Source organism: Vibrio sp. JC009 (assembly GCF_029016485.1).
In the GTDB taxonomy this organism is placed as follows: domain Bacteria; phylum Pseudomonadota; class Gammaproteobacteria; order Enterobacterales; family Vibrionaceae; genus Vibrio.
In genome coordinates this window covers 2,761,753-2,785,299 of sequence record NZ_CP092106.1, presented here as the reverse complement: position 1 = coordinate 2,785,299, position 23,547 = coordinate 2,761,753, and the positions used below count along the sequence as shown (strand labels likewise).

Genomic DNA, 23,547 nt, shown 5'->3' with positions numbered 1-23,547 from the left:
AGAATGGAGAAAAACGCAATGGTAAGAATTGCGATTGCAGGAGCTGCAGGCCGAATGGGCCGTAACCTGGTAAAAGCGACAAGTAACAGTGCAGATGCAAAAGTAGGTGCAGGTTCGGAGCGACCGGAGTCTTCGCTTATCGGTGTGGATATTGGCGAGTTATGTGGTGAAGGCCGTTTTGAGGTTTCTCTGATCGATAGCCTGGAAAAGTGCGTGGCGGATTTTGATGTCATCATCGACTTTACAGCCCCTCAGAGTACTCTGGCTAATCTGGAGCTTTGTAAGCAGCATCAGAAAAAGATCGTGATCGGTACAACAGGCTTTACCGAAGAAGAGAAACAGCAGATCGATGAAGCGGCGAAAGTGGTACCTGTGGTTATGGCACCAAACTACAGCGTGGGTGTGAACCTGGTATTTAAACTGCTGGAGAAAGCGGCCAAGGTAATGGGTGACTACTGCGATATCGAGATTGTAGAAGCGCATCACAGACATAAGGTTGATGCTCCGTCAGGTACTGCAATTGGTATGGGCGAAGCCATCGCGGGCGCTATGGGTAATGAGCTTAACGATGTGGCGGTATATGCGCGTGAAGGTATTACCGGTGAGCGTACCCGTGATGAAATTGGTTTTGCTACTATTCGTGCCGGTGACATCATCGGTGAGCACACCGCAATGTTTGCCGATATTGGTGAGCGCGTGGAGATCACTCACAAGGCGACTGACAGAATGACATTTGCCAACGGCGCAGTAAAAGCGGCGGTATGGCTGAATGATAAACCAGCCGGATTTTATACTATGACCGAAGTTCTTGGTCTGGATGTTATCTAGTTTTCCCTTCTTTTAAAATAATTTCCCGTTTTTACATATTTATGCGTCAAGAATTCTTGACGCATACCGTATTCCCTCCTATCTTCCTATTAATTATCTGGCATGATTCAGCCTGTTTTTATTGGTTTGTCTTGAGTTTTTGTGCTGTTTCGGTGGTTTTTGGGCTGGATTTCGATAAAAGTATTGTTTTTGTATAGTAGTTAACGTTTGCGTGCTTGGCTAAAGTTTCGCTGATTAATAAGTGAACGCCAATTGATGTGCTCTACAAGTTATTTGATGAAAGTGGTGTTTTTAGATGAGGTTTCTTGTTGTTTTTAGCTGTTAGAGTGAAAAAGTTGCTTAATGTCGATATAAATATTAATTTTATTGGCTAGTTATATTGACACAAATCACACTCGTCCCTAGAATACCGCCAATTTGTCTAAATTCTACTTAGCCATTTCTTTCTGATAGAAAGGAAGGTAGAATTGCAAAAAAATACACATTTTATGCATTTTTATTCTGGAGGTTGTCTTGAGTAAGTCAGCATTGCTTGTCCTGGAAGACGGGACAGTATTCAACGGAGTGTCCATTGGTGCGGACGGCAGCGCCGTTGGTGAAGTCGTTTTTAACACCTCGATGACGGGGTACCAAGAAATCCTCACTGATCCTTCCTATTCACAACAGATTGTTACCCTTACTTATCCTCACATAGGCAATACCGGAACCAATTCCGAAGATGAAGAATCTTCTTCTATTCATGCACAAGGCCTTGTGATTCGCGATCTTCCTCTTATCGCTTCTAACTTCCGTAATGAACAGTCTCTTTCTGATTACCTTAAGTCGCAGAACATTGTCGGCATCGCGGATATTGATACCCGTAAGCTGACGCGTATTCTGCGCGAAAAAGGTGCTCAGAATGGTTGTATCGTTGCAGGAAGCAACATTGATGAAGCGCTGGCTCTGGCGAAAGCAAAAGAGTTCCCGGGCCTTAAGGGTATGGACTTAGCGAAAGAAGTAACAACGAAAGAAGCTTATCCCTGGAAGCAGGGGTCATGGACGCTGGAAGGTGGTCTGCCTGAAGCGAAAGATGACAGTGAACTGCCATTCCATGTAGTGGCTTACGATTTCGGTGCTAAGCGCAATATCCTGCGCATGCTGGTGGACAGAGGCTGCCGTCTGACGGTTGTTCCTGCTCAGACTCCGGCAGAAGAAGTACTGGCGATGAACCCGGATGGTGTTTTCCTTTCAAACGGCCCGGGTGACCCGGAACCATGTACATACGCGATTGAAGCGACAAAAGTATTCCTTGATAAAGGCCTGCCGATTTTCGGTATCTGCCTTGGTCACCAGATTCTGGCACTGGCTTCTGGTGCGCAGACTGTGAAAATGAAGTTTGGTCACCACGGTGCTAACCACCCGGTTAAAGACCTGGATCGTGACGTAGTAATGATTACTTCTCAGAACCACGGTTTCGCAGCAGACGAAGAAACTTTGCCAGAGAACCTGAAAGCGACACACAAATCGCTGTTCGACGGCTCTTTGCAGGGTATTCACCGTACAGATAAGCCTGCATTCAGCTTCCAGGGGCACCCTGAAGCAAGCCCTGGTCCGCACGATGCAGCACCACTATTTGACCACTTTATTGAATTGATTCAACAGCACAAAGCTTAATTGGGGTAGTAGAGAATGCCAAAACGTAATGACATTAAAAGTATTCTGATTCTGGGTGCTGGCCCGATTGTAATCGGTCAGGCATGTGAGTTTGACTACTCTGGTGCGCAGGCGTGTAAAGCGCTTCGCGAAGAGGGTTACCGAGTTATTCTTGTAAACTCAAACCCAGCGACCATTATGACTGACCCGGAAATGGCCGATGCGACTTATATTGAGCCGATCAACTGGGAAGTGGTACGTAAGATCATCGAAAAAGAGCGTCCGGACGCAGTTTTGCCAACAATGGGTGGTCAGACTGCACTGAACTGTGCGCTTGATCTTGAGCGTGAAGGTGTACTGGAAGAATTCGGCGTTGAAATGATTGGTGCGACAGCAGATGCCATCGATAAGGCAGAAGATCGCTCCCGTTTTGACAAGGCAATGAAGTCTATCGGCCTTGAGTGTCCGCGCGCAGATACAGCGAAAAGCATGGAAGAAGCTTATAAAGTGCTGGATATGGTCGGCTTCCCATGTATTATCCGTCCTTCATTTACTATGGGTGGTACCGGTGGCGGTATCGCTTATAACAAAGAAGAGTTCGAAGAGATCTGTCGCCGTGGTCTGGATCTTTCTCCGACTAACGAACTTCTTATCGATGAATCTCTTATCGGCTGGAAAGAGTACGAGATGGAAGTGGTTCGCGACAAAGCGGACAACTGTATCATCGTATGTTCCATCGAAAACTTTGACCCAATGGGTATCCACACCGGTGACTCAATCACGGTAGCTCCGGCTCAGACTCTGACTGATAAAGAGTACCAGCTGATGCGTAACGCTTCTCTGGCGGTACTGCGTGAAATCGGTGTAGAAACAGGTGGTTCAAACGTACAGTTTGGTATCAACCCGAAAGATGGCCGTATGGTTATCATCGAGATGAACCCGCGTGTATCGCGCTCTTCTGCTCTTGCATCTAAAGCGACTGGCTTCCCGATTGCAAAAATTGCAGCAAAACTGGCTGTTGGTTTCACACTTGATGAGCTGATGAACGACATCACAGGTGGTGCAACGCCGGCATCATTTGAACCTACTATCGACTACGTAGTAACTAAGATCCCTCGCTTTAACTTCGAGAAATTCGCTGGCGCTAATGACCGTCTGACAACTCAGATGAAGTCAGTGGGTGAGGTTATGGCTATCGGCCGTAACCAGCAGGAATCTCTGCACAAAGCTCTTCGTGGTCTTGAGGTTGGTGCTAACGGCTTCGACCCTATGGTTGACCTTGATGCGCCGGATGCACTGACTAAGATTCGCCATGAGCTAAAAGATGCTGGTGCTGAGCGTATCTGGTATATCGCAGATGCATTCCGTGCTGGTATGTCTGTAGATGGCGTATTTAACCTGACTCAGATTGACCGCTGGTTCCTGGTTCAGATTGAAGAGTTGATTAAGCTGGAAGAAGAAGTAAAAGCTGGCGGTTTTGCCGGTCTGAATAAAGATGTACTTCGCAAGCTGAAGCGTAAAGGCTTCTCTGATGCGCGTCTGTCTGACCTTCTGGGTGTTGCAGAGAGCGAAATTCGCCGTCTGCGTGACCAGTTTGAAATCTATCCGGTTTACAAGCGAGTAGATACCTGTGCGGCTGAGTTCTCTTCTGATACGGCTTACATGTACTCATCTTATGATGAAGAGTGTGAAGCGAACCCGACAGACAAAGACAAGATCATGGTTCTGGGCGGTGGTCCAAACCGTATCGGTCAGGGTATCGAATTTGACTACTGCTGTGTACACGCATCACTTGCGCTGCGTGAAGACGGTTACGAAACCATTATGGTTAACTGTAACCCTGAAACCGTATCTACTGACTACGATACTTCAGACCGTCTGTACTTCGAGCCGGTAACGCTTGAAGATGTACTTTCGATTGTACGCGTTGAAAAGCCAAAAGGCGTTATCGTTCAGTACGGTGGCCAGACTCCGCTGAAACTGGCTCGCGCCCTTGAAGCAGCTGGCGTGCCGATTATCGGTACAAGCCCGGATGCTATCGACCGTGCGGAAGACCGTGAACGCTTCCAGGCTGCTGTTGAGCGTCTTGGCCTTCTTCAGCCGGCTAACGCAACAGTAACGGCACTTGAGCAGGCAGTAGAGAAATCTAAAGAGATTGGCTTCCCGCTGGTGGTACGTCCTTCTTACGTTCTGGGTGGTCGAGCGATGGAAATCGTATACGATGAGTCTGACCTGCGTCGCTACTTTAACGAAGCAGTTAGCGTATCAAACGAATCTCCGGTTCTTCTGGACCGTTTCCTTGATAACGCAACGGAAGTGGATATCGATGCTATCTGTGACGGTGAGCGCGTAGTTATCGGCGGTATCATGGAGCACATTGAGCAGGCGGGTGTTCACTCAGGTGACTCTGCATGTTCGCTACCGGCTTACACGCTAAGCAAAGAGATCCAGGATGTGATGCGTGAGCAGGTTGAGAAGCTGGCATTTGAGCTGGGTGTGCGCGGCCTGATGAATACGCAGTTTGCGGTTAAAGATAACGAAGTTTACCTGATTGAGGTTAACCCTCGTGCTGCGCGTACCGTGCCATTTGTTTCTAAAGCAACAGGTGCTCCTCTGGCCAAGATCGCTGCGCGTGTTATGGCTGGTCAGTCTCTTGAGTCTCAGAACTTCACTAAAGAGATTATCCCTCCTTATTACTCTGTTAAGGAAGTGGTTCTGCCGTTTAACAAGTTCCCTGGCGTTGACCCATTGCTTGGCCCTGAAATGCGCTCAACCGGTGAGGTTATGGGTGTTGGTGCATCGTTTGCTGAAGCTTACGCGAAAGCAGAGCTGGGTTGTGGCAATGTTTACCCAGAAGGTGGCCGTGCTCTGATTTCTGTTCGCAGCGATGACAAACAGCGTGTTGTGGATCTGGCTTCTAAGCTGGTTAAACTGGGTTACCAGTTGGATGCAACGCACGGCACTGCCGTTGTACTTGGTGAAGCGGGCATTAACCCTCGTCTTGTAAACAAGGTACACGAAGGTCGTCCTCATATTCTTGACCGTATCAAGAACAATGAGTACACCTACATCATCAACACAGCAGCTGGCCGTCAGGCAATTGAAGACTCAAAAGTCCTTCGCCGTGGCGCACTGGCAGAAAAAGTGAACTATACAACAACGCTAAACGCAGCGTTCGCAACCTGTATGGGCCACACTGCTGACGCACGCAGCTCAGTAACTTCTGTTCAGGAGTTGCATGCTAAGGTGAAAGCTCAGTCGTAATCGTATTACGATTTGCTGAAATAAAACTGGAAGGGAGAAGGCGTAGGTCTTCTCCCTTTTTTGATCTTAATTACTGGTATTGGTATTAGTTACATTGATTTCGAGCTAAGAAATATAAATCGTAGCTAGCATATTTCCAGGCCTGTTGCCTAATGATGATCTAGCTTATTTGAATAGAGGAGAATTATTGTGAAGGTTAGCCTTAGTGATTTGGAAATGGCGGTTGAGTTTGTGTCAGGGCCTCCAAGTATTACTGCGGAAGCGTTTGTGGATAAAGAGAAGGGGCGAGTTTACCTGGCCGGAGAATGTGTTGAGGAAGAACCACCCGAAGATCTATATGTAAATGATCGTTATATTGAAGTGCCCTCAAAAACAGACTTGGATCTTGGCCGCTCTGTGGCGCTTAAGTTTGCTAGTACTCCGACACATAAGTTCTGACATATTGAGCCTACGCTATTTCTTTCGTAGTTTGGCGTAGGCTTTGGTGAACTTTTCTCGTGCTGCTTCTATGTCAAACTGCCAGTTGATAGAAGCTTTTTCCTGATTCCTTCGCGTTTCCCACGCATCCAGTTCATTGCGTAATTTCTCCCATGTCGGGATCCTTTGATTCAGACATTGTCTGTTCATGACCCCTATTTCAATTTCCACTTTATTCAGCCAACTGGCATGCTTAGGGGTATAGTGAAATTCCAATTGGCTCAGAAGCCTCCGGGCCTCTGCTGGTTCAAATGCCTTATAGAGTGAAGCCTCTGTATGCGTGCCAAAGTTGTCCATCACGACATGAATTTTCTTAGCTTCAGGGTAGTGGATATCCACCAACTCCTTCATACATTGTGCAAAGTCCTCAGCCTTTTTATTTTCTGTTTCTTTGACTTTTCTCCACCCTCGGTGACAGTCATAAAACATGAACAGATTAGCCACCGCCACTCGCTTGTATTCATAGTCTTCTCTCGGAGGTTGCCCTGACTTAGCCTGAGTTGATGGCTTAATATCTGCCACCAATTGTTTCATCGCCTCATCAAAGTTGATTAGTGGTTCATCGGGAATAGCTGGACGACTGTACAAGTCAAGCACATGCTCCATGCGGGCAATATATTCGGCATTCATATCACCAACGCACCACATCTTTTTCTGCCAGGGTTTCAAATCGTTGCTCTTGAGCTGCCTTCGAATCGTCTCAACTGATATCGATTCTCCTTCCACCAAGGCCATAAATTCATCGGCGATTAGGTTTAATGTCCACCGGCCACAACCTTCTGGTGGCTCACTACAGGCAATGGCCGTCAACAATGCATCACTGACAGCATCGAGCTTGCGCGGGCAACCTGTTCTTCTTCCTTCATTCAAAGCTTCAGGCAAACCCTCTTCGACAAATCGTTTCTTGGTCCGGTAAATGGTTGATGTACTGATATGAAGCAGTTCGACAATGTCTTTGTCTTGCTTGCCGTCATCGGCAAGTAATAACAGTTGGGCTCTTTTGAGTTTTCTGGCGCTTTCCTTACCTTTTGACGTGAGTTTTATTAACGTATCTCGTTCTTCATTACTCAGCTCTACAACGTATTTGACATTCATGGCACAATCTCGGTATTGATAACCACCATACTTGATCACAAAAGGCTTGCTGTGTCGATCCCTGACCCTGAAAATTACGCATTTACGGAAAAAGAGCGAAAATATCTGACTTATATTCTCGAATACACACGATTGAGAGGGATCCCGCCAGCCTTCGCTGATATCCAGGCTTACTTCAAAGTCACCGCCCCTACAGTGAATCAAATGATAAAAAACCTAGAAAAGAAAAAGTGGATAATTAAGTCCCCCGGTGTTGCCCGAAGTCTCTTTGTTAATGTTCCAGCTGAACTATTGTTATCGCTACCGGAGCCGCCGGATATTCCGTACACGGAGAAACAAGGTCAATATCTGGCTTTTATTCATCAATACACCAAGATGCGTGGTTTTCCCCCGGCTTACGCCGAAATGGAGCACTACTTTAAAGTAACCGCTCCCACTGTTAATCAGATGATTAAAAATCTGGAGAAAAAAGGACTTATTGAAAAACAGCCGCGTAAACCGCGAAGTATTCGGGTGACTTTGCCTGACTCCCAGATACCGGTTATTTAATTATGCAGCTTTAGTGCACCAAAGAGGTGAGACACCACCTTGGTGTACTAAATTCAATCGATCATAACTTCTGTGTTTAGGTACTAGTGAGGTCATCCCGGAAGAGTACGAGCTAATTTATTCATATTTTTCTCAGCCTGGTGCATTCTCAAAGCTCAGGGGCAGAATCGATGAACTGGGAAAAATACAAGAGTGGCATGCCTATCAGGATAAAGCTCTTAGGGAAGCTTTGGAGCTCTGGTGTGAGGAGAATGAAATAAGTCTTGATAAATAACAGAATACGGTTGCGACGGGTTGCATACTGTATAAATGAGCATGGCTTTAATCTCGCTTATGTGATATAAGAGTGCGAATTTTTTGATAGTGGGACAAAGATGACAAGTTATCAAAAAGCACTGTTATGTTTTTTCTTCATTATTTCAGTATGTTTGCTGATCATAACGTACTTTTTCATCAGTGATTATTTTGCATACGACTTAAGTAAAGTTGGAGAGTTTTGTTCCAAAAATGTGGAGGCGTGTGATAGCGTGTCCATGGCATATCAACTCGGTAGATTAGACTTTGTTAGCGTGTGCCTCGCTTTGCTTGGTGTTATAGTAGGTTTGTCGGCCATATTTGTTTTTTTGAGTATTAAAGAAAAGTCTGAGCTTATAGCTGAAAAGGTCGCGACTGAAGAGATTAAAGCCTTTATTGACAGAGATGCCAGAAATATAGTTATGATGAAAGTTGATGAGGCAATTAGAGATACATTGTCTGATGGACAGCCAGACAGAACGGAAGTGAGTGTTGATGAAGCAGATTGGGGGGAGCATCTATGAGTGAACCAAAATCATTGAAAGGCTGGTTAACTTACTTTCAGCAAAATAGCCCGGCTGATGTAGAAGCCCTGTGTAAGCAGTTAGGGATTGAGTGTATTGCTGAGCGAATGCCTGATAGTGTATCGGGATATATCGAACGTATAAGTGATTTCAAATATCGTATCGCTTTTAACGCTATTCATCCAAGGGTTCGACAGAGGTTTACTATTGCTCATGAACTGGGGCATTTCTATCAGCACCGAGAAATCTTAGGTTATGGTACCGGAGATAACAAAGCTTACCGCTCAATTGAAACGGGACACGATAACCCAAATATCAAGCAACGTCATGAGACTGAAGCGAATGCTTTTGCAGCTGATCTCCTGATGCCTAAGAACCTGATTGAAGAATGGCGTGATGCTGGATACTCATTTTATTCTGTTAAGCGAAAGTTGGATGTTTCAGAATCTGCATTGCGGTTTCGATTGCAGAACCTGAATATTGAGCTTTCAGAGCAGTAAATTTACAACTGAATATTTAAAGAGGGCTCAATTGCGAGACAGCCATGCTTTGAATTGAACCCTTTTAACGCCGTTGGCAAGTTGTACACCCCCGGCACGCCTGGCGAGTGTGCTTATCCAGGCGAGAGCGCTGAACCTTGCAATAGGCGTTTTTCAGAGAGCGCCGGGCTGCAAACCAGTCCTCCGGTTTTTCCATTATCAGGTAGCCGTTAAAACGCTTTACCAGTTGAGTTCTGTACTCATCAATAAACTTGCTGTCGTACTCAATTTCAAAATAGTCCAGCGCCTGCTCTATTGAGGTAAATCCGGCAATAATTTCCTGAATCTCTTTTTTACTCATACTTAGCCGTAGTTATTAGGTAACCCGGACACAATAGCACACTGTCTGTGCACTAAAGTCACAACTTGCTTGCTTTCTCTGTTATTTCCTCTGCTGTTCAAATACCATATCCCGGTAATTATACCAATCCCAGCAATTATCTGTTCATCCTTGCTGGTCAAAATTGCTAATAGCTGCGTTAAAATTTTTGTAATTAGATCCACTAGTTACTGCAAATTTTGCCTTGCTCTTAGCAATTTTGCCTGCGCAATCACTGAACAGCTAATTACTGGTATTGGTATTACCTATCAAATAAGAAGGAAATGAGATGACTAGCCGTGTTTATGTTATAGCGCAATTTAAGCCGAAAGAAGGCAAAGAAGCAGAACTGTTTGAGGTGCTGAAAGCACTTGAGCCGGATTCCTACCGTGAAGAAGGCTGCCTTCAGTACACAGTGACTCGTCAGATTGACCACCCAAGCGCAACAAGAAATGAATACCCGATTGTCTTTAATGAAATCTGGGAAGATGCAGATGCATGGGCGGCGCATGGCAGAAGAAAGCAGATTGGTGATTTCTTTGAAACACAGGTTAAAGCAGAAACCGGACTGGTAGCAGACGCCATTGTGACTGCATACTCAGACGAAGGTTACAATTACGACGCACCTGTTTACGAGTAATTGAAGCATGAAACTTATCGAGCCATCGCTGGAATATAAGTCTGAATTTGAAGCCTTCTATGAAGACTTTGCGAAGAATGATGAAGTTAACTCCGGGTTTTATCAGCCCGGAATAGACAACTTTGCGGCTTATATTCAGCAAATCACTGACGAAGCGGCAGGAATCAATGTGCAGCAAGGCTATGTTCCTTGCAGTCATTTCTGGCTGGTTGATGACAGTAAGAATATTATCGGTGCAATCCGGGTTCGCCATCATATTGATAATGATTATTTATCTCTTGAAGGTGGGCATATCGGTTATGACATAGCGCCTTCTTTCCGCGAGCAGGGTTTTGGTACCGCGATGCTTAAGCTTGTGCTGCCAAAAGCAAAAGCTCTGGGAATTGAAAAGGCATTAATCGTTGCTGATGAAGATAACCTGGCATCCCGCGGAGTGATTGAAGCCAATGGTGGTGAGCTGGAAAAAATCGTCGTGGGGCGGGTGTACCCTGAACCACTAGCTCGTTACTGGATTCAGTGTGGCTAACCTTAGCTTAAAGCTGGTTGCTCTAACTTATTGAAAAATTAAAACTGTCGTAACTTTGTCAGGTCTGTGACGTTATCTTTTTGAGTTATTCGCGTTAGATTTCATACAGGGACAGCAGAGAGGAGGCATCAGGCCTCCTCTCTTTTTAAGGCTGCTATGCCTTTATGAATTTAGCCGGGTAAGTAAAGTCATTACATTAGAGGCTGGTACCGGCTCCAGTGTGGTGATTGTCGCCTTATAACCGCTCTCCTCGCTATCCGGGACAAAGTCCAGGTAGTTGTGAATGCTATCCAGTGCGTCATCCTCATAATGAGAAACGTACAGAAGCTGGTTTAGATGTTCACGAGCAATTAACTCAAGCGTATTCTTAACCAGTCTTCTGCCGAGAAAATCCAGGCCCTGATAAGGTTCATCAAGGATCAGCAGGGTTGGCCTTTTCACTATGGCTCTGGCTATCAATAATAAGCGCTGCTGGCCGTATTCCAGTTGCCTGAAGGAAGTATTGGTAAACTGGCTCATATGCAGAATTTCCAGCCACTCTTTTGCCAACTGAATTTCAGATTTTGATGGCTTTTCATAAAGTCCGATGGAGTCGTAAAAGCCCGAGAGGATAACCTCAAGCGCACTGCAATTAACCCTGTATTGAAGATGAAGTGCTGAAGAAACCATACCGATATTCTTTTTTATATCCCAGATGGTTTCACCGCTTCCTCTCTGGCGGCCAAATATCTGGATATCATTGCTATAGCATTGAGGGTGATCGCCAAAGATTAAGCCAAGCAGGGTACTTTTTCCGCACCCGTTTGGCCCTCTTATCTGCCAGTGCTCGTTATTGTTAATGCGCCAGTTTACGTCTGTGAAAATGGTTTTTTCTGTGTAAGCGACTCTGCCGTTGGTGAGCTGAAATACAGGGTTATCAAATCTTGCCTGATGCTTATGGTTACGAATCAGTTCAAGCATCTGTTGGCTCTGCTCCAGTGACTGGGCTTTTATCTGACTGATAACCGGATGACCATCCCAGCTGGACTTGGACATAGTCGCTTCCAGCTTTCCTTTGTTAAATAGGGCAACCTTATTTATCCAGCCGGGCATATCCTCTTCACGGGAAACGATAACTATCATTTGAGTAAACGCAGATATCCTTTCAAGGTATTCAGCCAGAGATTTCCTGTGAGCAATGTCCAGCCCGGCGTATGGTTCATCCAGAACAAGAAGCATAGGCCTTTTACAAAGTGCTTTTGCCAGCATGAGTCGTCTGGTTTCCCCGGTAGAGAGCTCTCTGAAACCGCTATCTCGCAGATGCTCCAGGTTAAGATCAATAAGCAGGGTTTCAGTCAGGAGTTCATCATTACAAAAATCAAATAACAGAGAATAAACCGTGGTACCTGTGTCGATGCGGTCCATAAAGTCGGTATCATCGTTTGCCAGTTCGATTTCCAGCAGGCGTTGTTGCTCTACAAGCGAGACCTGAGCCACTGTGAGATCGTCGGTTTCTATCTCTCCGGATTCGGGGAGGCGTTCGTTGCAGAGCAGATCACCAAGCAGGGAGCCGATATCTCCGTCGGTGTTGAAGACACCCCAGGACTCTTTTTCTTCTATTTTCCACTCATCTATATCGAGACAAAATGTAGCTGTGCTTGCTTTTAACTGACGTAATTCCATATCTTGTTTTTTTCTTCCGGTTGTTTTTTTATTCATACTACACCACAAGTCTTTGATTTGCGTAGTTTGCGGTAGCTCTCAAATAATTAGAGAGGCAGAGATTAAAGGAAAAAAGTTTTATACAGGTATAGACACTGTATGAATCAACAGTATAATAATCAAAAAAGTTTAAGAACACTTTGTGTGGAGAAAGTAATGGACGAGAACAAACAGAAGGCTCTTGCCGCGGCGCTTGGTCAGATTGAAAAACAATTTGGTAAAGGTTCTATCATGCGCCTTGGTGATAACCGCACCATGGATGTAGAGACGATTTCAACAGGCTCTCTTTCACTGGATATTGCTCTGGGTGCTGGTGGTCTTCCAATGGGTCGTATTATTGAAATCTACGGTCCGGAAAGTTCTGGTAAAACAACACTGACTCTTGAGCTTATCGCTGCTGCTCAGAAAGCAGGTAAAACCTGTGCATTCGTGGATGCAGAGCACGCTCTTGATCCTGTTTACGCGAAAAGACTTGGCGTAAACATCGACGATCTTCTGGTTTCACAGCCGGATACCGGTGAACAGGCGCTGGAAATCTGTGATGCGCTGGCTCGTTCAGGTGCGGTAGATGTGCTGGTAGTGGACTCCGTTGCTGCTCTTACTCCAAAAGCTGAAATCGAAGGCGAGATGGGTGACAGCCACATGGGCCTCCAGGCGCGTATGCTTTCTCAGGCAATGCGTAAGCTTACCGGTAACCTTAAGCAGTCTAACTGTATGTGTATTTTCATCAACCAGATCCGTATGAAAATTGGTGTGATGTTCGGTAACCCGGAAACCACTACCGGTGGTAACGCACTTAAGTTCTACGCTTCTGTCCGTCTTGATATCCGTCGTACCGGTGCTATCAAAGAAGGTGATGAGGTTGTTGGTAACGAAACCAAGATCAAAGTGGTTAAGAACAAGATCGCAGCACCATTTAAAGAAGCTCATACACAAATCATGTATGGTCAGGGCTTTAACCGCGAAGGTGAGCTGATTGACCTTGGTGTTAAGCACAAGCTGGTAGAAAAAGCAGGTGCCTGGTACAGCTACAAAGGCGATAAGATTGGTCAGGGCAAAGCTAACGCATGTAAATTTATGCGTGAGAACCCTGAAGCTGCAACTGAGATCGACACTAAGCTACGTGAGCTTTTGCTGACGCCTGCTGCGATTGAAGAAGATGATGCAGTGCCAGAAATGCCGGCGGATGCTGAATAAATAAGTTTTAGGTGACTTTTATACACAAGTATTAAAGTGACCAGAGAACGGTTCTCCCCCTTGAGCAAAAAAGCCTAATTGGTTGATAAGGCTAATAGAAGGGGGAGTTAGAGGGGGTTGGTTATGCTATATATGGCTAAATCACAAAAGTTTAGCCTCATGAGAAGCAACCCCTCCCAGCCTCCCCTTCGATGCTACTTCTTCGCAAATCCGGCCTTTGTAGACTAAGGGGAGGAGCATTCTTTGCCCATTAAGCTTACGTATAAATATCAGTCTATTACTCGTTAATTATGTCTTCCTTTACCGCCCTGGAAACCTCAATCTACCTCCTTTCCCGCCGCGATCACGGCCGATATGAGCTCCTGCAAAAGCTAAAAGCCAAAGGCTACCCGGAAGATGACGCTGAGTACGCAGTTCAATATTGTGTTGAAAGCAACTACCTGAACGATCTCCGCTATGCACAAAGTCAGGTACGCCAGCATATTTCAAAAGGCCACGGTGTGAACCGGATCCGACAGGAGCTTTCTTTTAAGCGTGTTGAGGAAGAGCTGATAAATCAGGCTCTTGAGTCCGAACAAACAGATTGGTTTGAACTGGCAAAAGAAACCGCCTATAAAAAATTCAAAGGCATAAAAGCCGCAGATCAAAAAGAGTACGCAAAACAGGTTCGCTTTCTACAGTATCGCGGGTTTTCTTTCGACCAGATTAACTATGCCTTGACAGAATCATCTTAGTCGTTAACTTCCCATAACCCCATAACCCCATAACCCCATAACCCCATAACCCCATAACCCCATAACCCCATAACCCCATAGCCTTTTAGATTAAAACTCGCGCTCCTACACTTTTGTGTATACAATACCCGCCATTAATTTAATTTGGGCATTTCCCGCCCTAAATTCATCTCGAAAGTTTCAGGATAAAGTCGCATGTACATGAGCACCGACGAGATACGCCGTGCGTTTCTAGAGTTCTTTGAAAGCAAAGGACACCAAATTGTAGAAAGTTCTTCATTAGTACCACACAACGATCCAACTCTGTTGTTCACTAATGCGGGTATGAACCAGTTTAAAGATTGCTTCCTGGGTGCTGAAAAGCGCGCCTACACACGAGCCACTACAGCCCAGCGCTGTGTGCGTGCCGGTGGTAAGCACAACGACCTTGAAAACGTTGGTTTTACAGCCCGTCACCACACTTTCTTTGAAATGCTGGGTAACTTCAGCTTTGGTGATTACTTCAAAGATGACGCTATCGCGTATGCGTGGGAGTTTCTGACTGAAGTACTTAAACTGCCAACAGAAAAGCTGCTGGTTACCGTTTATGAAACCGATGACGAGGCGTTCGAAATCTGGAATAAAGCAATGAATATTCCGGCTGACCGTATTATCCGTATCGGTGACAAGAAAGGTGGCAAAGCTTACGAGTCAGATAACTTCTGGCAGATGGGTGACACTGGTCCTTGTGGCCCTTGTACTGAGATCTTCTACGATCACGGTGAGCACATCTGGGGTGGCCGTCCTGGTACGCCTGAAGAAGATGGTGACCGCTTTATCGAAATCTGGAACAACGTATTTATGCAGTTCAACCGTCACGCTGACGGTACAATGGAACCGCTGCCTAAGCCTGCTGTAGATACAGGTATGGGTATTGAGCGTATCGCTGCGATTATGCAGGGCGTTCACTCTAACTACGAAATTGATATCTTCCAGACACTAATCAAAGCAGCAGCAGAAGTTACCGGTCATGAAGACCTGTCTAACCAGTCTCTGCGCGTAGTGGCTGACCACATCCGTTCTTGTGCATTCCTGATTGTTGATGGTGTTATGCCTTCAAACGAAGGTCGTGGTTATGTACTTCGCCGTATTATCCGCCGTGCAGTTCGCCATGGTAACAAGCTGGGTGCACAGGGTGCATTCTTCTACAAGCTTGTTGGTGTACTGGCGCAAGTGATGGGCACAGCAGGTGCTGAACTTAAGAAGCAGCAGGAGCTGGTAGAAAAAGTCCTTCGCATCGAAGAAGAGAACTTTGGCCGCACTCTTGAGCGCGGTATGAGTATTCTTACTGAAGCTCTGGATAACCTTGAAGGTAAAGAGCTTGACGGTGAAACAGTATTTAAACTGTACGACACCTACGGCTTCCCGGCTGACCTTACTAACGATGTAGCGCGTGAGCGTGACTTCACTATCGATGAAGCCGGTTTTGAAGCGGCGATGGAAGCACAGCGTCAGCGTGCACGTGAAGCTGGTCAGTTCGGCACTGACTACAACGAAGCTATCAAAGTTGATGCGTCAACTGAGTTCCTTGGTTATGAAGGCACTGAAGGCGATGCCGAGGTTGTTGCGCTGTTTGTTGAAGGTAACGAAGTTGAACACCTGTCAGCAGGTGACAAGGCTATCGTTGTACTGACGGAAACGCCTTTCTACGCAGAGTCCGGTGGTCAGTGTGGTGATGCCGGTGTGCTGAAGACTTCTGCCGGTCTGTTCAGAGTAGAAGACACCCAGAAACTGGGTAATGCCATTGCTCACCACGGTGAACTGGTTGAAGGCGTGTTTGCAAAAGCGGATAAAGTATCAGCGGTTGTTGATGCACAGCGTCGCGCTGCTATCACACTGAACCACTCTGCAACTCACCTGCTTCATGCTGCACTTCGCACTGTGCTTGGTGATCATGTTGCTCAGAAAGGCTCTCTGGTTAAAGCAGAAAACCTGCGTTTTGACTTCTCTCACTTAGAAGCAATGAAACCGGAAGAGATTAAAGAAGTAGAGCGTATGGTTAACCAGCAGATCCGCGTTAACCACGTAATCGAAACCAATGTGATGGACATCGAAGCTGCGAAAGCAAAAGGTGCTATGGCACTGTTCGGTGAGAAGTACGATGATGAAGTTCGCGTTCTGTCTATGGGCGAATTCTCAACTGAGCTTTGTGGTGGTATCCACGCAAGCAACACCGGTGATATCGGTCTGTTTAAGATCATCTCTGAAGGTGGTATCGCAGCAGGTATCCGCCGTATTGAAGCGGTAACAGGTGAAGCGGCTCTTGATGCCATTGAAGCTCAACAGGCTCAGTATGAAGAGAAGCTGGCTGAATCAGCTGCGCGTGCTAAGTCTCTGGAAAAAGAGATTGTGCTTCTGAAAGAGAAAATGGCAGCTGCGGAAAGTGCCAATATCATGGGTAAAGCTCAGGAAATTGGTGGCCATAAGGTACTTATCGCCGCTATTGAAGGTGCGGACAACAAGAACCTGCGCGTTATGGTTGATGACATCAAAAACCAGATGGGCAGCGGCGTTGTTATGCTGGCGAATATCGCTAACGGTAAGATTGGCCTGATTGCAGGTGTAACTAAGGATCTTACCGGTATGGTTAAAGCCGGTGAGCTGGTTAACCTTGTTGCACAGCAGGTTGGCGGTAAAGGCGGCGGTCGTCCGGATATGGCACAGGCTGGTGGTACAGATGTACAAGCTCTGCCTGATGCTATGAAGTCTGTTCAGCCATGGCTGGAAGAGCGTTTAAGCTAAGCTGTTTCTAAATTAGAAGAAGTTATTTTATAAACCAACTGGCTGTTTGTTAGTTGGTTTTTCTATTTCTTATTGAGTTTATTGAATAAAGACTCAATATGAATGTCATGAAATAAAAGAGATACTCTCTCAAGGGAGGTGACGACTGGTGAATAAACCGTTACACGTACTGAAATTTGGTGGTACTTCTGTCGGCAGTATAGAAAGAATTAGTACTGTTGCAAAAAGAGTTGTGGAAATAAAAGAGTCCGGTAAGAATCTGGTTGTTGTGGTATCCGCTATGTCTGGTGAAACAAACCGTCTGGTTGGACTGGCAAAGGAAGTCGATAAGGTTCCGGCAGCCAGAGAACTGGATGTTTTGCTCTCAGCGGGTGAACAGGTGTCCATGGCTTTGCTGGCGATGACTCTGAACAAAATGGGTTATCCGGCAACCTCTCTGACCGGTGGTCAGGCAGGCATTTTTACCGACAGTATCCACAATGACGCAAGTATCAGGCATATTGAAACCGGCCTGATTCATGATCTTATTTCAGATGATCAGATAGTGATTGTAGCGGGATTCCAGGGCGTCACAGAAAATGGTGATATCACGACGTTGGGGCGTGGTGGTTCTGATACAACAGCGGTTGCACTGGCCGGTGCGCTGAACGCTGAAGAGTGTCAGATATTTACCGATGTTGATGGTGTATATAGTTGCGACCCCCGGGTTGTAAAAGATGCCAGAAAACTTGATGTCATCGACTTCCCTAATATGGAAGAGATGGCCAGAAAAGGAGCAAAAGTACTACACTTACCTTGTGTGACTCATGCAAAAGAGAACAGTGTGCCTTTGAGGGTTCGTTCTTCATTTTCTGAAGATGCTGGAACTCTGGTGAAGGGGCAGGCTTGCCAGCATGGTATTTGTGGGATTGCATTGCAAAAAGATCTTGTCTTTATTCAGGTTGAACACTCTGATCTGGAACTTCTGAACAAACAGTGCCGGTTACTTGGTATTCGCGTCTGGAGTGTGATCGAGGAAGCAAATCAGAAAGGTGTTGTTGTTCAACAGGATGCTTTCGATAAGTTGACACTGGTTTTTAGTGAAAAGATACGTAATAGTGAAAAGGTAAGCTCACTTACAAGTGTTGGCAGTAAAGCAAAAGGAATTGTTGAACACTCATCTGAAGTGCTTTCACAAGCCGGGATTGAGATCTTTGCATCTTTGACTGGTCAGCAATATTCAATGTTGCTGCTTAAGCCTGAAATAGTGGATAGAGCAGCCAATTTGATTCATAAAACCTTTATTGTTGCTAATGAGACGCTTGAAGAACAACAAAAATTCGCAGTAATCTAGCGATATATGCACTACACTATAAAGCTAGTATAAGAACTTGTTTTTATTGTTGGATAACAAGCAAAAAAAGATAGTCCAGAGATTACTCAAGGAGTAGAAGAATGCTGATTTTGACTCGCCGTGTTGGCGAAACATTAATGATTGGTGATGAAGTTACCGTTACGGTTTTGGGTGTTAAGGGAAACCAGGTACGCATAGGTGTTAACGCGCCTAAAGAAGTGTCAGTACACCGCGAAGAAATTTATATGCGCATACAGGCCGAGAAGGGCACAGGTAGTTCTGGTTCAGGGAACTACTAATAATTGATAAAGGCTGGTAATGACTACTGGCCTTTTTTGTCTGGAAAATCTGTCTGGTTTTTAGCCGGAAGAGTTGGTTTTTATTATATTTTTAACTCTTTTGGTTGATTCCTGTTCTATTGCACATTTTTTACTGATTTAATGCCAGAAAGTCATTGACATATTTTTGGTAAATCGTAATATGTGCGTCCGCAAGATGGTGAGGTGGCCGAGAGGCTGAAGGCGCTCCCCTGCTAAGGGAGTATACGGTTTGTAGCCGTATCGAGGGTTCGAATCCCTCCCTCACCGCCATTTCTTGCAAGCATTATAGAAACGACGCGCTCGTAGCTCAGCTGGATAGAGTACCTGGCTACGAACCAGGCGGTCGAAGGTTCGAATCCTTCCGAGCGCGCCATTCTATAAAAAAGGTGAGGTGGCCGAGAGGCTGAAGGCGCTCCCCTGCTAAGGGAGTATACGGTTTGTAGCCGTATCGAGGGTTCGAATCCCTCCCTCACCGCCATTTAACCTATTTATCAATAGGTTGAAAAAAAGTGGTCAATTGAGGCCATTTTTTTGTTTCAAAATAATGAAACTGTGATATAGTTCACGCCCTTGCGCGCTCGTAGCTCAGCTGGATAGAGTACCTGGCTACGAACCAGGCGGTCGAAGGTTCGAATCCTTCCGAGCGCGCCATAATTTGAAAGAACGTAATCAACAGATTATAGAAAATATCCCAAGTGCGCTCGTAGCTCAGCTGGATAGAGTACCTGGCTACGAACCAGGCGGTCGAAGGTTCGAATCCTTCCGAGCGCGCCATTTTCTACTCTCTTTATTAGGTTCTTAAAAAAAAGAATTTCTGCGCGCTCGTAGCTCAGCTGGATAGAGTACCTGGCTACGAACCAGGCGGTCGAAGGTTCGAATCCTTCCGAGCGCGCCATTCTTTCACATTTAGATGTCAAAACAGATACTGCGCGCTCGTAGCTCAGCTGGATAGAGTACCTGGCTACGAACCAGGCGGTCGAAGGTTCGAATCCTTCCGAGCGCGCCATTCTTTCGCATTTAGATGTCACAAACAGATACTGCGCGCTCGTAGCTCAGCTGGATAGAGTACCTGGCTACGAACCAGGCGGTCGAAGGTTCGAATCCTTCCGAGCGCGCCATTCTTTAATAAAGCCTCGCATTTGCGGGGCTTTTTTGATCTCGCTCCTGACCAATACATTTCCCGAAGTTGTAAAATCAATTCTTAACATTTTGTTCTTATATTTGTAACTAAAGATTCGCAACTGGCTATTTCGTAACTCAATATTCGAGTTTTATTACCTGTATCGCATTAATTTTCTGAATATTGACTTAAGTTAGCTATAACGCCCAGTTAAATAGTCTGAAATCAGGCATATATAAAGCTTATTCTCATTATTTATATAAAAGCAGCGTTAAATTTGTGTGTTATCTTTCATACACCTGTAAACCAAATTGACAATTGTAGTTGAAACGAGATAATCCTAAGCCGCGCTAAGTTCGTTGCTTGGATTTTTCGGACTTGGCATTTTGTCAGGATGACAAGAAAGGAAGCATAATGACAGATATTGGAAGTTTATTAGGACAAGCAGCCTCGCTGATGATCACAGGCATGGGCGTTGTTTTTGTTTTTCTAACTATTCTCGTATACCTGGTTCGGTTGATGTCCAGAATTGTACCTCAGGAGGTACCTCAGCCGATTGCACCAATTCAAAATCAAAACACTCAATCAACATCGTCTACTGTTAGCCCTCAGGTTGTTGCAGCGATTTCTGCTGCTGTACATAAGTACCGCAACTCTGAGACTAAAAAGTAGCCTTTGAGCATGGATAAAAGGAGTTTATGAGCATGTCTAAACCACTTGCTATTACCGACGTAGTACTACGCGACGCCCACCAATCGCTGTTCGCTACCCGTATGCGTATCGAAGATATGTTACCGATTGCGGCCGAGCTGGATAAAGTTGGCTACTGGTCACTGGAGACATGGGGCGGGGCGACGTTCGATTCATGTATTCGTTTCTTAGGCGAAGACCCGTGGGAGCGCCTGCGTGAACTGAAAAAGGCGATGCCAAATACCCCGATGCAGATGCTGCTTCGTGGTCAGAACCTGCTGGGCTACCGCCACTATGGCGACGATGTTGTAGAAAAATTTGTAGAGCGTGCACATAAGAACGGTATGGACGTTTTCCGTATCTTCGATGCGATGAACGATGTGCGTAACTTCCAGAAAGCGGTTAAGTCAGCCATTGATGTTGGCGCCCACGCTCAGGGTACGCTTTCTTACACAACCAGCCCGGTTCACAATGCCGATACCTGGGTTGATCTGGCTAAGCGCCTTGAAGATCTTGGCTGTCACTCTCTGTGTATTAAAGATATGTCAGGCCTTCTTAAGCCGTATGAAGCTGAAGAGCTGATTACCCGTATTAAAGCCTCTTGTGATGTGCCACTTGCGCTTCACTGTCACGCGACAACCGGTCTTTCTACTGCCACAGCGGTTAAAGCGGTTGAGTCTGGCCTGGATATTCTTGATACCTCTATCTCTTCAATGAGTCAGACTTACGGCCACACTCCAACAGAAACTGTGGTTGCTATGCTGGAAGGCACTGAGCGCGATACCGGCCTGAAACTAAATGAAATTGAGCCGATTGCTGCCTATTTCCGTGAAGTACGTAAGAAGTACGCTAAGTGGGAAGGCGCTCTGAAAGGTGTTGATTCACGAATCCTGATTGCTCAGGTACCTGGCGGTATGCTGACAAACATGGAAGGTCAGCTAAAAGAGCAGGGTGCTGCAGACCGTATCGATGAGGTGCTGGAAGAGATCCCACGCGTTCGTAAGGACCTTGGTTACATCCCTCTGGTAACACCAACGTCACAGATCGTGGGTACTCAGGCGGTAATCAACGTTCTGACAGGCGAGCGCTATAAGAGCATCACTAAAGAAACCGCTGGTGTTCTGAAAGGTGAATACGGCGCTGCTCCGGCTGAAGTTGATAAAGATCTTCAGGCTCGCGTTCTGGAAGGTAAAGATCCAATCACTTGCCGTCCGGCTGATCTTTTAGAAGACGAACTGGATGCACTGACAACGGATCTTCTGGAAAAAGCAAAATCCGATGGTATCTCTCTGGCAGAAGACACAGTGGATGACGTTCTGACCTATGCACTGTTCCCTCAGGTTGGTCTGAAGTTCCTGAAAAACCGTGGCAACCCGGATGCATTTGAACCTGCACCAGGTACAGAGCCAGCTCCAACTGCTCCGGCTCCTGCCGCTGCACCTCAGGCTGCCGGTGGCATTGAAACTTACAGCGTTAAGGTTGACGGTCAGGTTTATGATGTGGAAGTGGGTCCTCAGGGACAACTGACATCAGTGACTCCTGCTGCGGCTCCAGCTCAGCAAGCGGCTGCTCCGGCACCGGCTCCTGCTGGTAATGCTGAAGCGGTTCCGGCTCCACTGGCAGGGACTATCTTCAAAGTTAACGTACAGTCTGGTGCTCAGGTAGCTGAAGGCGATGTTCTTCTGATTCTTGAAGCGATGAAGATGGAAACAGAAGTTCGTGCAACCCGCGCAGGTACTGTTGCAGATGTTCAGGTTAAAGAAGGCGACTCTGTAGTGGTAGGTGCTCCGCTATTAAGTCTGGCATAAGGGAGAATCATGGAAGGTTTATCGATTCTTTGGTCTGAGACAGGGATAGCTAACTTTGAGTTTGGCCAGATCGCCATGATCCTGGTTGGCTGTTTGCTCCTGTTCTTAGCGATACGCAAAGGCTTTGAGCCTTTGCTTCTGTTGCCAATTGGTTTTGGTGCGATACTGGCGAACATTCCGGGAGCTGGTTTTACCGATGAAGGTGGCGTGCTTTACTACGTATACCATGCCGGGATCGAAACAGGGATATTCCCTCTGTTGATCTTCATGGGTGTTGGTGCGATGACGGACTTTGGTGCGCTTATCGCAAACCCTAAAACCTTGTGGCTGGGTGCCGCTGCACAGTTTGGTATTTTTGTTACTCTGTTTGGAGCAATCCTGCTTAACTTTATTCCGGGAATGGAGTTTTCACTGGCGGATGCCTCTTCGATAGCAATTATCGGTGGCGCAGATGGTCCAACGGCTATCTTCCTGTCCAGTCAGCTATCTCCGGATCTGCTGGGTGCAATCGCGGTAGCCGCATACAGCTACATGGCTCTGGTACCTATTATCCAGCCACCAATCATGAAAGCCCTGACCAGTGAAGAGGAACGCAAGATCCAGATGGCTCAGCTGCGTCATGTGGGTAAAGTGGAGAAGATTCTGTTCCCGCTTCTTGTGTTGGGAATGGCTATTCTGTTCCTGCCACCTGCAACACCTCTGGTTGGTATGTTCTGTCTGGGTAACCTGATGCGTGAAGCTGGTGTGGTTGAGCGTCTTTCCAAAACTGCGCAAAATGAGCTTATCAATATTGTGACCATCTTCCTTGGTCTTGGTGTTGGCTCAAAGCTTCAGGCAGATAAGTTCCTGAACGTTGAAACCTTAGGTATCCTGGCTCTGGGTGCAGTCGCATTCAGTATCGGTACTGCGGCGGGCGTTTTGATGGCAAAACTAATGAACAAGCTATCAGAAGAAGATATTAACCCGCTGATCGGTGCGGCAGGTGTATCTGCGGTTCCGATGGCAGCACGTGTTGTGAATAAGGTTGGTCTTCAGGCGAACCCGCATAACTTCCTGCTGATGCATGCAATGGGGCCAAACGTTGCAGGTGTACTTGGTTCTGCGGTTGCAGCGGGTATCTTGTTGGCAATTGTTGGTTAATTTGAGATACCGCAACTTAACCTAAACAGTGAAAAT

20 protein-coding genes and 8 tRNA genes are annotated in these 23,547 nt (G+C 46.2%); 25 read left to right on the top strand and 3 right to left on the bottom strand.

Annotation, left to right across the window (positions count from 1 at the left end):
- Nucleotides 1–18: 18 nt before the first annotated feature.
- The 4 genes from dapB (at nucleotide 19) to L3Q72_RS12395 (ending at nucleotide 6,162) form a co-directional block, all read left to right on the top strand.
- On the top strand, nucleotides 19–828 hold the full coding sequence (gene dapB / locus L3Q72_RS12410) for a 4-hydroxy-tetrahydrodipicolinate reductase (RefSeq protein ID WP_275130253.1): 810 nt from the start codon (nucleotides 19–21) through the stop codon (nucleotides 826–828).
- Between the two features lie 513 nt (nucleotides 829–1,341).
- Nucleotides 1,342–2,481: a glutamine-hydrolyzing carbamoyl-phosphate synthase small subunit gene (carA, locus tag L3Q72_RS12405; RefSeq protein ID WP_275130252.1), complete on the top strand. Its 1,140-nt coding sequence runs from the start codon at nucleotides 1,342–1,344 to the stop codon at nucleotides 2,479–2,481.
- A 15-nt stretch (nucleotides 2,482–2,496) separates the two neighbouring features.
- Nucleotides 2,497–5,724 carry a carbamoyl-phosphate synthase large subunit gene (gene carB, locus L3Q72_RS12400; protein ID WP_275130251.1) on the top strand — a complete coding sequence of 1,076 codons (3,228 nt, stop codon included), beginning with the start codon at nucleotides 2,497–2,499 and terminating at the stop codon, nucleotides 5,722–5,724.
- Nucleotides 5,725–5,913: 189 nt separating this feature from the next.
- Nucleotides 5,914–6,162, top strand: coding sequence for a hypothetical protein (locus tag L3Q72_RS12395; protein WP_275130250.1), 249 nt, complete (start codon nucleotides 5,914–5,916; stop codon nucleotides 6,160–6,162).
- A 15-nt stretch (nucleotides 6,163–6,177) separates the two neighbouring features.
- Here the strand turns inward: L3Q72_RS12395 and L3Q72_RS12390 are convergent, their stop codons facing one another.
- On the bottom strand, nucleotides 6,178–7,296 hold the full coding sequence (locus tag L3Q72_RS12390; protein WP_275130149.1) for an IS630 family transposase: 1,119 nt from the start codon (nucleotides 7,294–7,296) through the stop codon (nucleotides 6,178–6,180).
- A gap of 204 nt (nucleotides 7,297–7,500) precedes the next feature.
- Here L3Q72_RS12390 and L3Q72_RS12385 point away from each other — a divergent pair, with 204 nt between their 5' ends.
- From L3Q72_RS12385 to L3Q72_RS12375, 3 genes are all read left to right on the top strand, one after another.
- Nucleotides 7,501–7,845 (top strand): hypothetical protein, encoded by a 345-nt coding sequence (locus L3Q72_RS12385; protein ID WP_275130249.1) that lies wholly within the window; start codon nucleotides 7,501–7,503, stop codon nucleotides 7,843–7,845.
- Nucleotides 7,846–8,219: 374 nt separating this feature from the next.
- Complete coding sequence (locus L3Q72_RS12380; RefSeq protein ID WP_275130248.1) at nucleotides 8,220–8,663, top strand: hypothetical protein; 444 nt, start codon at nucleotides 8,220–8,222, stop codon at nucleotides 8,661–8,663.
- Nucleotides 8,660–9,163, top strand: coding sequence for an ImmA/IrrE family metallo-endopeptidase (locus L3Q72_RS12375; RefSeq protein ID WP_275130247.1), 504 nt, complete (start codon nucleotides 8,660–8,662; stop codon nucleotides 9,161–9,163). The genes L3Q72_RS12380 and L3Q72_RS12375 overlap by 4 nt, the downstream gene beginning before the upstream one ends.
- A gap of 64 nt (nucleotides 9,164–9,227) precedes the next feature.
- On the opposite strand, the gene L3Q72_RS12370 is transcribed toward L3Q72_RS12375, so the two are convergent.
- Nucleotides 9,228–9,503 carry a nitrogenase-stabilizing/protective protein NifW gene (locus tag L3Q72_RS12370; RefSeq protein ID WP_275130246.1) on the bottom strand — a complete coding sequence of 92 codons (276 nt, stop codon included), beginning with the start codon at nucleotides 9,501–9,503 and terminating at the stop codon, nucleotides 9,228–9,230.
- Nucleotides 9,504–9,810: 307 nt separating this feature from the next.
- On the opposite strand from L3Q72_RS12370, the gene L3Q72_RS12365 reads away from it, so the two are divergent.
- Together L3Q72_RS12365 and L3Q72_RS12360 are read left to right on the top strand one after the other, a co-directional pair.
- Entirely contained in the window at nucleotides 9,811–10,161 is a 351-nt protein-coding gene (locus L3Q72_RS12365; RefSeq protein WP_275130245.1) for an antibiotic biosynthesis monooxygenase, read from the top strand.
- 7 nt (nucleotides 10,162–10,168) lie between these two features.
- Complete coding sequence (locus L3Q72_RS12360) at nucleotides 10,169–10,687, top strand: GNAT family N-acetyltransferase (RefSeq protein WP_275130244.1); 519 nt, start codon at nucleotides 10,169–10,171, stop codon at nucleotides 10,685–10,687.
- A gap of 162 nt (nucleotides 10,688–10,849) precedes the next feature.
- Here L3Q72_RS12360 and L3Q72_RS12355 read toward each other — a convergent pair whose 3' ends face one another.
- Complete coding sequence (locus tag L3Q72_RS12355; RefSeq protein WP_275132105.1) at nucleotides 10,850–12,349, bottom strand: ATP-binding cassette domain-containing protein; 1,500 nt, start codon at nucleotides 12,347–12,349, stop codon at nucleotides 10,850–10,852.
- A 138-nt stretch (nucleotides 12,350–12,487) separates the two neighbouring features.
- Here L3Q72_RS12355 and recA point away from each other — a divergent pair, with 138 nt between their 5' ends.
- The 16 genes from recA (at nucleotide 12,488) to L3Q72_RS12275 (ending at nucleotide 23,511) form a co-directional block, all read left to right on the top strand.
- The gene (gene recA / locus L3Q72_RS12350; protein WP_275130243.1) at nucleotides 12,488–13,585 is read left to right on the top strand and encodes a recombinase RecA; all 1,098 of its coding nucleotides are present in this window, start codon (nucleotides 12,488–12,490) and stop codon (nucleotides 13,583–13,585) included.
- 290 nt (nucleotides 13,586–13,875) lie between these two features.
- The gene (gene recX / locus L3Q72_RS12345) at nucleotides 13,876–14,319 is read left to right on the top strand and encodes a recombination regulator RecX (RefSeq protein ID WP_275130242.1); all 444 of its coding nucleotides are present in this window, start codon (nucleotides 13,876–13,878) and stop codon (nucleotides 14,317–14,319) included.
- A 195-nt stretch (nucleotides 14,320–14,514) separates the two neighbouring features.
- Nucleotides 14,515–17,100: an alanine--tRNA ligase gene (gene alaS / locus L3Q72_RS12340; protein ID WP_275130241.1), complete on the top strand. Its 2,586-nt coding sequence runs from the start codon at nucleotides 14,515–14,517 to the stop codon at nucleotides 17,098–17,100.
- A gap of 148 nt (nucleotides 17,101–17,248) precedes the next feature.
- A complete protein-coding gene (locus L3Q72_RS12335) occupies nucleotides 17,249–18,433 on the top strand; it encodes an aspartate kinase (RefSeq protein WP_275130240.1) in 1,185 nt (394 codons plus the stop codon).
- A gap of 101 nt (nucleotides 18,434–18,534) precedes the next feature.
- Entirely contained in the window at nucleotides 18,535–18,732 is a 198-nt protein-coding gene (gene csrA / locus L3Q72_RS12330; RefSeq protein ID WP_275130239.1) for a carbon storage regulator CsrA, read from the top strand.
- A 198-nt stretch (nucleotides 18,733–18,930) separates the two neighbouring features.
- Nucleotides 18,931–19,023: transfer RNA gene (locus L3Q72_RS12325), tRNA-Ser, on the top strand.
- A gap of 26 nt (nucleotides 19,024–19,049) precedes the next feature.
- Nucleotides 19,050–19,126 (top strand) — tRNA-Arg (locus L3Q72_RS12320).
- 12 nt (nucleotides 19,127–19,138) lie between these two features.
- A tRNA-Ser gene (locus tag L3Q72_RS12315) sits at nucleotides 19,139–19,231 on the top strand.
- A 96-nt stretch (nucleotides 19,232–19,327) separates the two neighbouring features.
- A tRNA-Arg gene (locus L3Q72_RS12310) sits at nucleotides 19,328–19,404 on the top strand.
- Between the two features lie 46 nt (nucleotides 19,405–19,450).
- Nucleotides 19,451–19,527, top strand: a tRNA-Arg gene (locus L3Q72_RS12305).
- 44 nt (nucleotides 19,528–19,571) lie between these two features.
- Nucleotides 19,572–19,648 (top strand) — tRNA-Arg (locus L3Q72_RS12300).
- A gap of 34 nt (nucleotides 19,649–19,682) precedes the next feature.
- Nucleotides 19,683–19,759: transfer RNA gene (locus L3Q72_RS12295), tRNA-Arg, on the top strand.
- Nucleotides 19,760–19,794: 35 nt separating this feature from the next.
- A tRNA-Arg gene (locus L3Q72_RS12290) sits at nucleotides 19,795–19,871 on the top strand.
- A gap of 416 nt (nucleotides 19,872–20,287) precedes the next feature.
- The gene (locus L3Q72_RS12285) at nucleotides 20,288–20,545 is read left to right on the top strand and encodes an oxaloacetate decarboxylase subunit gamma (RefSeq protein ID WP_275130238.1); all 258 of its coding nucleotides are present in this window, start codon (nucleotides 20,288–20,290) and stop codon (nucleotides 20,543–20,545) included.
- 32 nt (nucleotides 20,546–20,577) lie between these two features.
- Nucleotides 20,578–22,371, top strand: a complete 1,794-nt coding sequence (gene oadA, locus L3Q72_RS12280; protein ID WP_275130237.1) for a sodium-extruding oxaloacetate decarboxylase subunit alpha — start codon at nucleotides 20,578–20,580, stop codon at nucleotides 22,369–22,371.
- A 9-nt stretch (nucleotides 22,372–22,380) separates the two neighbouring features.
- Nucleotides 22,381–23,511 (top strand): sodium ion-translocating decarboxylase subunit beta, encoded by a 1,131-nt coding sequence (locus L3Q72_RS12275; RefSeq protein ID WP_275130236.1) that lies wholly within the window; start codon nucleotides 22,381–22,383, stop codon nucleotides 23,509–23,511.
- The last annotated feature ends 36 nt before the right edge of the window (nucleotides 23,512–23,547 follow it).

Bases quoted from the DNA above. Each gene is read 5' to 3' on its own strand.
- dapB (WP_275130253.1), top strand. From the start codon at position 19: ATGGTAAGAATTGCGATTGCAGGAGCTGCAGGCCGAATGGGCCGTAAC.
- carB (WP_275130251.1), top strand. From the start codon at position 2,497: ATGCCAAAACGTAATGACATTAAAAGTATTCTGATTCTGGGTGCTGGC.
- L3Q72_RS12390 (WP_275130149.1), bottom strand. From the start codon at position 7,296: ATGAATGTCAAATACGTTGTAGAGCTGAGTAATGAAGAACGAGATACG.
- L3Q72_RS12385 (WP_275130249.1), top strand. From the start codon at position 7,501: ATGATAAAAAACCTAGAAAAGAAAAAGTGGATAATTAAGTCCCCCGGT.
- L3Q72_RS12380 (WP_275130248.1), top strand. From the start codon at position 8,220: ATGACAAGTTATCAAAAAGCACTGTTATGTTTTTTCTTCATTATTTCA.
- L3Q72_RS12375 (WP_275130247.1), top strand. From the start codon at position 8,660: ATGAGTGAACCAAAATCATTGAAAGGCTGGTTAACTTACTTTCAGCAA.
- L3Q72_RS12370 (WP_275130246.1), bottom strand. From the start codon at position 9,503: ATGAGTAAAAAAGAGATTCAGGAAATTATTGCCGGATTTACCTCAATA.
- L3Q72_RS12365 (WP_275130245.1), top strand. From the start codon at position 9,811: ATGACTAGCCGTGTTTATGTTATAGCGCAATTTAAGCCGAAAGAAGGC.
- L3Q72_RS12360 (WP_275130244.1), top strand. From the start codon at position 10,169: ATGAAACTTATCGAGCCATCGCTGGAATATAAGTCTGAATTTGAAGCC.
- L3Q72_RS12355 (WP_275132105.1), bottom strand. From the start codon at position 12,349: ATGGAATTACGTCAGTTAAAAGCAAGCACAGCTACATTTTGTCTCGAT.
- recA (WP_275130243.1), top strand. From the start codon at position 12,488: ATGAATCAACAGTATAATAATCAAAAAAGTTTAAGAACACTTTGTGTG.
- recX (WP_275130242.1), top strand. From the start codon at position 13,876: ATGTCTTCCTTTACCGCCCTGGAAACCTCAATCTACCTCCTTTCCCGC.
- alaS (WP_275130241.1), top strand. From the start codon at position 14,515: ATGTACATGAGCACCGACGAGATACGCCGTGCGTTTCTAGAGTTCTTT.
- csrA (WP_275130239.1), top strand. From the start codon at position 18,535: ATGCTGATTTTGACTCGCCGTGTTGGCGAAACATTAATGATTGGTGAT.
- L3Q72_RS12285 (WP_275130238.1), top strand. From the start codon at position 20,288: ATGACAGATATTGGAAGTTTATTAGGACAAGCAGCCTCGCTGATGATC.
- oadA (WP_275130237.1), top strand. From the start codon at position 20,578: ATGTCTAAACCACTTGCTATTACCGACGTAGTACTACGCGACGCCCAC.
- L3Q72_RS12275 (WP_275130236.1), top strand. From the start codon at position 22,381: ATGGAAGGTTTATCGATTCTTTGGTCTGAGACAGGGATAGCTAACTTT.